1 protein-coding gene is annotated in these 1338 nt (G+C 61.1%); it reads left to right on the top strand.

Going from position 1 to position 1338, the window contains the following annotated elements:
- Window positions 1–36: 36 nt before the first annotated feature.
- Window positions 37–1338 (top strand): BREX-5 system phosphatase PglZ (pglZ, locus tag C487_RS09410; RefSeq protein ID WP_241431077.1); only part of this gene is annotated, 1302 nt, incomplete at its 3' end.

The raw sequence follows: 1338 nt of genomic DNA, 5'->3' as shown, positions 1-1338 counted from the left end.
CAGTGGCTCAGCCAGGAACTCTATGGGGGTAAACACATGCTGACCGACGAAGGGGCCCTTGTCGAGCGCACGCGCCGCTGGGCCGTTGCCGAGTGGCTCGTCGACGAGGGTCTGGACAAGTCTCTCCTCCCCGACGAGTATCAGCCCGACTCTGGCTCGGTCATCGGAAACGTACGGCCGGAACTCCGCTCCGTGCTGAGCAAGACCGAGCGCCCCGGCGATCTGGCACAGGTCTACCTCGATCCCAATCAGCGGTTCTGGCACGATGTGCTCCGCACTTACGACGATCCGTGGGAGCTTGCCGACTGTCCCGTCGACGCCTCCCTCGAACATGAACTCTGGGACGAGTGGACGCAGTCCTACCGAGCCGGAGAGTACGAGACGTGCACTACTCGTGCAGAGCAGCGCCACCAGCGACTCGAAGAGACCTACGGTGACGTCCCGTGGACGGGCATCTGGAAGCAGGCCATCGACGTTGCAGAACTCGCTACGGAACTCGAGACGTGGGAGGAGCGCGGCGACACCGACGATGTCGTCGAACTCTACGGTGACGTCGAAGAGGGCACATGGCAGATCGACAACGCGGTGTTCAACCTCATCATCTCAGGCGATCCCGAGAGCTCCCTTCCCGAGGAACATCCCGCGACGGCGACGCTCGACGACCTGCGGTCGTCGCTGGTGGAAACACGCTACCTCGAGTACCTCTCCGACCTCGGCGACCTTGTCGTCGACCAGATCGAGGCCGGTTCACCGTTCGTCGAAGGACCAGACGGCCAAGAGCGCAACCACGCCCACCAATTCTTCGCCGAGGAGCAGGAATACCTCCAGAGCGGCCAAAGTGTCGCGCTGTTCATCGTCGACGCGTTGCGATTTGACCTCGCCCACGAACTTGCAGAATCCATCCGACGCGAACTGTCTCACCTCGAAGTCGACGAGAACGCCTGGGTTGGGTCATTCCCATCCGACACCGAGTTCGGGAAGGCAGCACTCACGCCGGGCAGCAAGTTCAGCTACAATGTCGAGATGGACGATGGCGAACTGGTTCCCGAGCGTAACGGTCGTCACATCACGAACTATCGCCGTGAGGAACTCCTGAAGAATGACGGCTGGAGCTACATCATGGAGGATGACGAGGACAAGACGGGGTGGAGCAACACCCGCGTCGCCTACTACTGGAACGATATCGACAAAACCGGAGAGGAAGAACTGACCGACTTCGAGGCGCTGTTCAGCGACCGTATCGAGGCCATCGCGCGGATCATTTGTGAGAAGCTCGATCAGGGTGAGTGGGATCGTGCGTATATCCTCTCCGACCACGGGTTCGTCTCGCTCCCGAAG

It is taken from the genome of Natrinema pallidum DSM 3751, assembly GCF_000337615.1.
GTDB lineage: Archaea > Halobacteriota > Halobacteria > Halobacteriales > Natrialbaceae > Natrinema > Natrinema pallidum.
This window is presented reverse-complemented; position numbering and strand designations above follow the sequence as displayed.